Genomic DNA, 9,994 nt, shown 5'->3' on the forward strand with positions numbered 1-9,994 from the left:
CGGGCTTTTGTAAAGCCGGTTATTGTAATTTATTAAGCTTTTATTGAGTTGCAACCCTGTCTGAACGGTTTGAGCCGGGCAGAATTTCGGCTGCAACAATTATCATCAATTAATTAACCTTCGTGATGAGTGCTCACTGCCTCTTCTTCCCTGTTACGCACTTTTGCCAGGTAATTTACATTTGGCAATACGTGCAACTGTTCGAGAGAATGAAACAACCTTAATTTGTTGTTTTCACGCACTTTTGAAACAGCACTGTTCTTATCGTTTGCATTACCAAAAACGATAGCACCTGTAGCGCAAGCCTGCTGGCAGGCAGTTTGAACATCAGGCGTATTTTCCAGTGTAACTTCTCCACTGTTTAATGGCCTGCTTTCCCTTTTGGCATTCAGTTTACCTTCCTGGCAGCGCTGCACGCAGAATGAACATTTTTCCATAACCCCGCGTGACCGTACCGTAACATCCGGATTTAAAACCATCCTGGTTAAATCTTCATTCATTACATGCACGGCAGGATCAAGTTTACCAACGCCACTGAAATTTTGATTATCAGGGAAGCTGTCACCGCCGTTATAATCTGCCCAGTTAAACCTGCGCACTTTGTAAGGACAGTTATTAGCGCAATATTTTGTACCGATACAACGGTTATAAGCCATTTGGTTAATGCCTTCGCTGCTATGGTTGGTAGCGCTTACCGGGCACACATTTTCGCAAGGCGCGTTATCACAATGCTGGCACATTAAAGGCTGGAATACCACCTGCGGGTTGTCCATATCACCACTGTAATAACGGTCAATGCGCAACCAGTGCATATCATGAAAGCGCTTTACTTCACTCTTGCCAACAATGGGAACATTATTTTCTATATGACAGGCTACCACGCAGGCACCGCAACCAGTACAACTGTTCAGGTCAACGCTCATACCCCAGTGAATACCCGGTTTATCATAATAAGGATAAATCGTCCCCTGCTTTTCATACGACTCTAAGCCACCATAATGCCTGGTTTCGTATTCCCTGTCATTTAAAATTTCTTCAGGGTCTTTCTTAAAGGCTGCAAGGGTAAGTTCTTTTACCACTTCAGTCCTGTTACCCATTGGAGTATCATAAATATTATGGGTCTGAATCTGGGCAACATCATAGGTATCGCCGGTCTTTTCAACGGTTACACCAGGCACTTCAAAACTAACGCTGGTACCATTGAAAGAGGTAAGATAGAAAACATCTTTACCAACGCCTTCAGCAACCTTTCCTAATTTATCTGTACGCCCGTATCCAACTGCAATACCAACAGTATTAGGATGAACGCCAGGCACAATTAATATTGGCAGCGATACAGGGTCTTTTCCTTTTGCCGTAACTTTTACAACATCCTTCGCCGGATGAACCTCATAGGCATCAACGTGTGCGTTATTATTTAAATCGATGCCCAACAGGCTCTTGGCCATTGCCGGGGAAATAATCACATAATTATCCCAGGTTGCCCTTGTAACAGGGTCTGGCAATTCCTGCAGCCATGGGTTGCCAGAACCTTCTCCGCAACCTATGCCCACTTTCTTATAAAGAACAAGTTCAACATCTCCGCCTTTTGGCAAATTGCCGATTGCAGCAATAGCCGCAGTAACGCCACCGCCATTATAGCTTCCTGCATTGCCTGTAAGCGCCCTTACAGGTGCGGCCAAAGTATCAGCAATTGACGATACGATTGAAGTATTGACAGATGCATTATTAACAACACCTGCCTGCAACGCTTTATCAAAAGCAGTTTCGTTACCTAATTTTCCAAGCCAGTAATTCTTGAAATAAGTATGATAGTCTGAAGCAGCGCCAACCCATTTCAATAAAGTATCCTGCCACTGGCGGGTTTTAAATAAAGGATTGATTGTTGGCTGCATTAATGATACAAAACCGGATTTAGGTTCAGCATCACCCCAGCTTTCAAGATAGTGATGATCAGGGATTACATATTTACAAAGCTGCGTGGTTTCATCGTTTTTAGGGTTTAATGAAACGGCAACTTTTACTTTCTTTAAAGCATTTGCAAAAGCTTTTGAATCGCCCCAGGTATAAGCGGGGTTTGAACTAATAATAACCACAGCCCCTACCCTTCCTGCATTCATATCATTTATAAGGCCTGCCAAATCTGAGTCAACGCCAGCTTTGCTCTTGTTTACAGACGACCAGTCGATAGTATTGCCGCCAGCACCAATTGCATTGTTGATGGCATTTACCACCTGCTGAATATTAGGATCGTTACTGCCGCAAACCACAAGGCCTGCGCCACGGTTGGCGCTTAAATCTTTCGCCGCCTTAGCAATGCCGGCTTTCAATTTAGCATCGCTGATATTGGCAGCGCCTTCACCTGTTAAAGCATTCAATAAGGCTACAGCAATAGCGCCTGTTTCAGAGGGCTTATGCGTATAACGCTCATCCGCATTGGAACCTGTTATGCTTAAAATAGATTCAAACTGGTAGTGTTTGCTCATTGCAGGGTTCTTCTCATCAATCTTTCTTCCTTTCACGTACTGTGGAGCAAATTCGTCAGGGCTTAGCCAGGTACCAAGAAAATCAGCGCCAAGGCTCACAATCACTTTTGCTTTGGCAAAATTGTAAGATGGTATGGCGCGTTTACCATAGTTTGCCTCATTTGCCAGCAATAAACCTGTATAAGAATCAGCATCATACACCACGTGCCTGCTGCCCGGGTATTTTGCCAGAAACTGGCCTATCACTTCCAGGCCTGAAGGAGAATTGATGGTACTTGTAAGCAACGCTACCTGTGCACCACCTAAACCAGTTAAAGCTGTTCCAACAGCCTGGTCAATATATTCAAGTGTAACCTCTTTGCCATCAATTGTAGGGAATTTCAACCTTGCCGTGTCATATAAACTTAAAACAGAAGCCTGCACTTTTGCAGAAGTACCTCCGTTTGTTAATGGCGACAGGTAATTACCTTCTATTTTTATCGGGCGGCCATCCCTTACTTTAGCTAAAACGCTGATAGCTTCCCCATCCTGCACATAAGTAGTGGCATAATAATTGGCAACGCCAGGCACAATATCTTCCGGCTTATTGGCAAAAGGAATAGCCTTCCTAACCGGCATTTCGCAACTCGCAGCTATCATGGCCGCAGTAGTACTAAAACCGAGATATTTTAAGAAATCTCTTCTTTGAGTAGGCGCCTTGAATAATTTATCGGAAAGTTCAAAAGGCAATTCTTCACGAAATTCATTATCCGCTGCTTTTTTTGAAGCTTCACTATCATTCAGTTCACCAAAATTTTGCCAGTACTTTTTCTCCATAATATAATATTCGTAATCCTTATACTACCTTAATTAATAGTGACATTTTTGACATTCTGCACCACCAATATCTTTTACAGTTACACTGTCCATTTTATGATTCTTGATGTCTTCCTTATATTTTTCATACATGCTGTAAAAGCCATTGCTTTCAAACTGAACCTTTGTGGTGCGGTGACAGTTTATACACCAGCCCATGCTTAACGGAGCAAACTGGAACATTTCGTTATAGCTGGTAACTTCACCATGACAGGTTTGGCACTGAACCCTTCCTGCATTTACGTGCTGGGCATGGCTGAAGAAAACATGATCGGGCAGGTTGTGTATGCGTACCCATTCAATTGGTTTGGCTTTGCTGGGATCCCAGGGTTTGCCGGGCTCAAAACCTGCATATTTATATAATTTCTGTATTTCCGCTGTACCATCCACTTCTTTTCCTTCTGCGTTAAATAATTTCTCCCCTTTGTATTCATTAATGGCCATGTGGCAGTTCATACAAATATTCACCGTAGGAATAGTTGCCTGCTTGCCCTGGTAAACACCAATATGGCAATACTGGCAGTTTATCTGGTTTACTCCGGGATGCACTTTATGAGAAAAGAATATTGGCTGATGGGGCTCATACTTTTGCTGACGGCCAAGGCCAACAGCACCATCTGTAATAAGATATCCGCCAATAAGAAAAAGAACAAGTGTGAAAACAGTTATGTAAGCTTTATTTCTCCAGAAAGGAATAGGCTCCGTTGCCGGGATACCTTCTTTATCATCTGCCATCTTTTTAAGGTTGGCATTTATATATAATAAGGTAAAGGCAACAATGGCAAGTATTAAAGTAAGAATGCCATATAATAAAGTTTGGTCTCCATTATCGGCAGCAGTTTGAGTTTCCCCTACAGGTGCTGCAGTAGCTGCTGCAGCTTTAGTTTCTTCAACTTTTATATAATCAAGAATGGCATCAATATCTTGTGCAGACAACTGCGGGAAAGCGGTCATCTGTGTTTTGTTGTATTCGTTGAACAGGTTTACAGCATATTCATCGCCGCTTTGAATAACCTTTGAACTGTTGTGCACCCAGTCGTGAAGCTTTTCCCTGCTTGGCCACCGGCTTTCCACTCCTGCCAGTGCAGGCCCGGTTAGTTTTTTGGTTACGGAATGGCACGAAGCACAGTTAGCCGTAAACAAAGCCTTGCCATCCTGTGCAAACAAGGATGCTGAAAACAGAAAGCTTACAAATAATAATAAATATTTCTTCGGAGTAGTTATCGTAGTTAATTGCCTTAGTTTAAACATGTCACAAAAATCTGGTTGTTGCGATGTTGGGAAATTCTTCGACAGCGGCAAAAATATGACAGGATGCTGACAATTCACATCTGATTAAAAATTTTTTTTAACCATAACGAATATGTAAGTTAAGCGCTTTGAATATTTATCTTGCACGCAATAAATGAATACAGGTAATAATATCAGGATAGCTCTTTTTGCTTCGGGCGCCGGAACCAATGCAGCCAACATCATTCAATATTTCTCCAACAAGCCTTTAGTAACAATAGGTTTAATAGTTTGCAATAACCCAAAAGCAGGTGTTTTAAAAATAGCGGCAGACAACAATGTCCCCTCTCTATTAATAGAAAAAGAAAAATTTTTCCGCGGCGATGGCTATATGCCTGAATTGCAAAATGCCGGTATAGATTTTATTGTGCTGGCGGGTTTTTTATGGAAGATACCTTCAACACTCATTAATGCTTACCGCGATAAGATTATTAATATTCATCCGGCGCTGCTTCCAAAATTTGGCGGCAAGGGCATGTATGGCAGTTTTGTGCATGAAGCTGTTTTATCAGCCAAAGAAAAAGAAAGCGGCATTACTATTCATTTTGTAGATGAGCTTTACGATAACGGGAAAATTATTTTTCAAACCACATGCCCGGTTTATGAAAATGATACCACCGAAACACTTGCCAAACGCATTCATGCACTGGAGTATGAACACTTTCCAAAAGTGATTGAGCAACTGATTGAGAAAAAAAATCAAACCCGATCTTGAAAATATTTTAAAAGCAAACTTGTCATAATATGAATATCAGGCGTAACCTCGGTTTAGGAATCCTTGCAGGCATTACCATATTTATTTTTGCCGGTTGCAGCAGCACCCGCCGAGTGCAAACAACTTCAGCAGATTTACCGGGCTTAAAAGGCATGGAGAAAGTAAAGCACGTTGTAGTGATTTATATGGAGAACCACAGCTTTGATAACCTGTATGGAGAATTTCCCGGCGCCAATGGCCACGCTAATGCTTCCCCGGAATCTATAACGCAGTTAGACCGCGACGGCAAGCCTTATCAATACCTGCCAGCCATTCCGCGGTCAAGCGAGTTTCCCACCAATATACCTAACGGTTTCTTTAATATAGACCAATATGTTCCTTCAGATAAAGAAACACCGGATGTTACACATCGTTATTACCAGGAACGCGCCCAGGTTAACGGCGGCAAAATGAATTATTTCGCAGCTTACAACAGTACTGCAGGCATTACGATGGGTTATTATAAAACTGAATTATTGCCTTTATATCCAATTGCTAAACAATATACTCTTTGCGACAACCTTTTTCATAGCGCTTTCGGCAGCTCATTTCTCAACCATCAATGGCTGATAGCCGCCGCAACACCTTATTTTCCCAATGCGCCGGAACATTTAAAAGCTACACTGGACAGCAATGGAAAAATGGAAAAAGATGGCCTGCTTACGCCCGATGGCTATGCAGTGAATACTACTTTTTCTGTAAACCAGCCGCATCCTGCCGGCGTAAAGGAAGCCGATCTTATTCCCAATCAAACCAACCCCACCATTGGCGACCGGCTTTCTGATAAAAATATTTCCTGGGCATGGTATTCCGGCGGCTGGGACGATGCTATGGCAGGAAAGGCAGACCCTTTATTTCAATACCACCATCAGCCTTTTGCTTACTTCGCAAAATATGCTGATGGCACGGCTGCTAAAAAGGAGCATCTTAAAGATGAAAAAGAATTTTTACAGGCTGCCAAAGACGGCACATTACCGGCCGTTTCTTTTGTAAAACCTTTGGGTGCGAATAACGAGCATCCGGGATATTCTAATATTATCAGGGGAGAAAAACATGCTTTGGAATTAATTAACGCTGTTCTGAATGGCCCTAACGGCAAAGATGCTGTTGTTATATTAACTTATGATGAAAACGGCGGCTTCTGGGATCATGTGGCGCCACCTGTAATTGATAAATGGGGGCCGGGCAGCCGCATTCCCGCAATTATCATTTCGCCTTTTGCCAAAAAAGGATACGTTGACCACACGCAATATGAAACGGTAAGCATTTTAGCTTTTATTGAAAAACGCTGGGGCCTGAAGCCATTAAACAGCAGGGATGCAAATGCTAACCCGCTGCAGGGCGCGTTTGACTTTGGAAACTGATGTTGAACAAAAAATATTTAAGGGTAATCTTCGTATTGGCGCTTGTAGTAGCAATGTGTGAAGGATTATTATCTTTCGGGCCAAAAAACCATACGCCCGAAGAAGAAATTGCCAATACAATTTGCCATGATATAGATGCTTTTTCCCAATACATAAGTGATACGCTGCAGCCGGCAATTCTTTCCGGACCTTCTCAAAACTGGCAGCCTTATTTTCTTGAAGCACGCAAACATTATAAGAAGATAGAATGGGCGGCTGAATACTTTACTTATTCCACAGCACGGCTTATTAACGGAGCGCCTAAAACAGAAGCTGAGCTTGCGGGGCAAACGATTATGCAGCCTTCGGGCCTGCAGGTAATGGAAGAATATATATTCCCGATGCCGGATACTGTTGCGGCGCCATTATTGTTGCAGCAAACCGCAATCATACTCGAAAACCTGCAGTTGCTTAAAGCGTATTTTTCCAATATATCGATTGCTTCCTGGCAAATTTTTGACGCGGCTAAACTTGAAGTGTTCCGCATTGAAACGCTTGGTATCACTGGCTTTGACAATGCACTTAGCCGCAACAGCATGCAAGAATGCGCGGTAAGCCTGGAAGCTTTGGAAAAAGTTTTTAAGCATTATACTTCTTCGAACGATAGCATTCAAAGCCTGCTCCATAAAAGCGTTGCTTTTTTATTGGCCAATAAAAGTTTTAATGATTTTAACCGCGCTGAATTTATTCGTGAATATGCAAATCCGTTAACAACAAGTATTGAACTGTTACGGAAAAAACTAAATTTTACAGGTTATCAATACAACAGGTTATTACGCCAGGATGTTTTTACATTGTTTGATTCCAATGCTTTTAATGCAGATGCTTATTCGCCATTCATTAACCAGGAAAATAAAGCCGCCAAAATAAAGCTTGGACAAATATTGTTTACAGAAACAGCCTTTTCAGGAAACAATAAAGTAAGCTGCGCTTCCTGCCACCAGCAGGAAAATGCTTTTGCAGAAAACATGGTAAAACATGCTGCCATAAAAGGCACTGGCAGCATCGACAGAAACACACCTTCGCTAATTAATGCAGCATTGCAGCCGCAGCAGTTTTATGACCAGCGTGCAGAAACGCTCGAAAGCCAGGTGGCAGATGTAATCCATGATCCAAAAGAAATGAATGGCAATCTTAATGTGGCCCTAAAAAATATTATTGCTTCGGGTAAATATGAAACGCTATTTAGTAATGCATTTCCTGAAAAGGAAAGTATTGATTCAACATCAGTGATTGAAGCGCTGGCAGCGTACATACGCAGCCTTGTAAAACTTAACAGCCGCTTTGATGAATACATGCAGGGTAATGACACAGCACTTACCAGCGAAGAAGTGCAAGGTTTTAATTTATTCATGGGTAAAGCACAGTGCGCCACCTGCCATTACATGCCATTATTCAGCGGCGTTTTTCCGCCAAAATATATTACGCAGGATGCCGAAGTGCTTGCTGTTCCGGCAAAGCCGAAGGGAAAAATAATTGATCCCGACAGGGGATTATTCACCACGCTGCTGCACTATAATTATTACGACAGCACACGCCTGCTGGAATTTGACCATGCTTTTAAAACACCTTCTGTAAGAAACATTTCCCAAACAGCGCCGTATATGCACAATGGTATTTATGAAACGCTGGAAGATGTAATGGAGTTTTATAACAATGGCGGTGGCGCAGGAGAAGGCTTGCAGGTACTCAATCAAAGCTTAAGCTCAGAAAAATTGAATCTTACGCCTGCAGAAATAAAGGCGGTTGTTGCATTTATGAAATCGCTGGACAGCAGGTAAAGGTTTTACAGCGCAACCAACAGATATGTTTTTTACATTGTTCATCAGCATACATATTGCTTTTCGCTTCTTATATTTGATTCGCTTCTAAATAACCAAACATGAGAAATATTGCCTTGCTGCTTTTAAGCATATTAATTTTTTCCTGCAAAAAAGATATGAAAACAAATGCCGTAACCAGCGCTGCTATAACAGGTGCAAAAGCTGCCAATTCGGTTGAAGCTGTTTACTGGGATAGTGTTTTTACAAGGTATGGTAACGGATGGACAGGCGGCGATGGCGCTATATCTTACAAACTCCCCGATGGCCGTTCGCTCTGGTTATGGGGAGATTCTTTTCTTGATACAGTTTATCCCGACAGACACCGCCCTGTTGTGGGGTTCATTCATAACCAGGTAACAACAATGGATGCCGATGGCGGTAATTTTAAAACCTATTACGGCGGAACAAAACAAAATCCAAAGCCTTTTTTTGAAGCTAAAGGCGATAGCTTTTACTGGCCGGTTTATACCGTTATGAACCCTAAAAAAACAAAGCTGTATGTATTTCTTGATAAAGTGTATGCTTATGGCACCGGCTCCTTCGATTTTAAAGTAACCGGCGTGGATGTGGCTGTTTTAAACTATCCTTCTTTATCCATACAACGAATTGTACCTTTTTCAAAAGACACGCTGGTAAACTGGGCCGGTGATGCGTATGAAAGCAGCGATGGCTTTGTGTATTTATATGGCGCCGAAAGCACGAAATACAATAAGTTTATTCATGTGGCGCGGTTTCCAAAATCAAACCCTTTTAATATTAAATACTGGAATGGTACTGCATGGGTAAAAAATGCCGGCAAAAGTGTGCGGGTTCAGGGCGGCGTATCTGAAGGGTTTTCTTTCTTTGAATACCAGGGCAAACAATATCTTCTATCGCAGGAAAACCTGCTGGGACCAAATATTTATCTCTGGGATGCAGCCAGCCCGGTTGGTCCGTTTACAAGAAAAAGGCTTGTTTATACAACTATGCAAAAGGTTGGCAATTTTAATGTGTGGACTTACAATGCAAAGGCGCATCCGCAGTTTATTGATAACGATGGCCGCCTGCTTGTTGGCTATTGTTCTAATTCGCAAACTGCACAGGGCTTAATTAAAAATGCCGACACTTACCGGCCTTATTTTGTGTGGGTGAGTAACTGGCAGTAATATTTAATTGCTTAATTTTTTTATGAAATATAAATCCTTAATCGTTGGTTTAGCATTTCCATTTATTTGTTCAGCCCAAACCCACTCGTTAGTAATTTAATGTGAGTTCTGGATAAGCTTAGATTGTTATTTCGACATCATCCTGTAGGCTTCCCATTTTCAGTACGAATCAAAAGTAGATTTTAAATCAGTTGATTGAATATTATTATTAGTATTATAACCGGATGTGGTAATGTGG

General features: G+C 42.0%; 6 protein-coding genes. 4 read left to right on the forward strand and 2 right to left on the reverse strand.

Annotated elements, in window-relative coordinates; all coding sequences use genetic code 11:
* Positions 1-113: 113 nt before the first annotated feature.
* Together BM015_RS19035 and BM015_RS19040 are read right to left on the reverse strand one after the other, a co-directional pair.
* Positions 114-3,302 carry a TAT-variant-translocated molybdopterin oxidoreductase gene (locus BM015_RS19035; RefSeq protein ID WP_090662529.1) on the reverse strand — a complete coding sequence of 1,063 codons (3,189 nt, stop codon included), beginning with the start codon at positions 3,300-3,302 and terminating at the stop codon, positions 114-116.
* Between the two features lie 33 nt (positions 3,303-3,335).
* Positions 3,336-4,592 carry a c-type cytochrome gene (locus BM015_RS19040; RefSeq protein ID WP_090662531.1) on the reverse strand — a complete coding sequence of 419 codons (1,257 nt, stop codon included), beginning with the start codon at positions 4,590-4,592 and terminating at the stop codon, positions 3,336-3,338.
* A gap of 154 nt (positions 4,593-4,746) precedes the next feature.
* Here BM015_RS19040 and purN point away from each other — a divergent pair, with 154 nt between their 5' ends.
* The 4 genes from purN (at position 4,747) to BM015_RS19060 (ending at position 9,756) form a co-directional block, all read left to right on the forward strand.
* On the forward strand, positions 4,747-5,346 hold the full coding sequence (gene purN, locus BM015_RS19045) for a phosphoribosylglycinamide formyltransferase (RefSeq protein WP_090662533.1): 600 nt from the start codon (positions 4,747-4,749) through the stop codon (positions 5,344-5,346).
* A gap of 29 nt (positions 5,347-5,375) precedes the next feature.
* Entirely contained in the window at positions 5,376-6,749 is a 1,374-nt protein-coding gene (locus tag BM015_RS19050; protein WP_090662535.1) for an alkaline phosphatase family protein, read from the forward strand.
* Positions 6,749-8,569 carry a cytochrome-c peroxidase gene (locus tag BM015_RS19055; RefSeq protein WP_090662537.1) on the forward strand — a complete coding sequence of 607 codons (1,821 nt, stop codon included), beginning with the start codon at positions 6,749-6,751 and terminating at the stop codon, positions 8,567-8,569. Before BM015_RS19050 ends, BM015_RS19055 begins: the two co-directional genes overlap by 1 nt.
* A gap of 101 nt (positions 8,570-8,670) precedes the next feature.
* On the forward strand, positions 8,671-9,756 hold the full coding sequence (locus tag BM015_RS19060; RefSeq protein WP_090662539.1) for a hypothetical protein: 1,086 nt from the start codon (positions 8,671-8,673) through the stop codon (positions 9,754-9,756).
* Positions 9,757-9,994: the final 238 nt, after the last annotated feature.

The sequence above is a fragment of the Parafilimonas terrae genome (genome assembly GCF_900115755.1).
Classification (GTDB): domain Bacteria; phylum Bacteroidota; class Bacteroidia; order Chitinophagales; family Chitinophagaceae; genus Parafilimonas; species Parafilimonas terrae.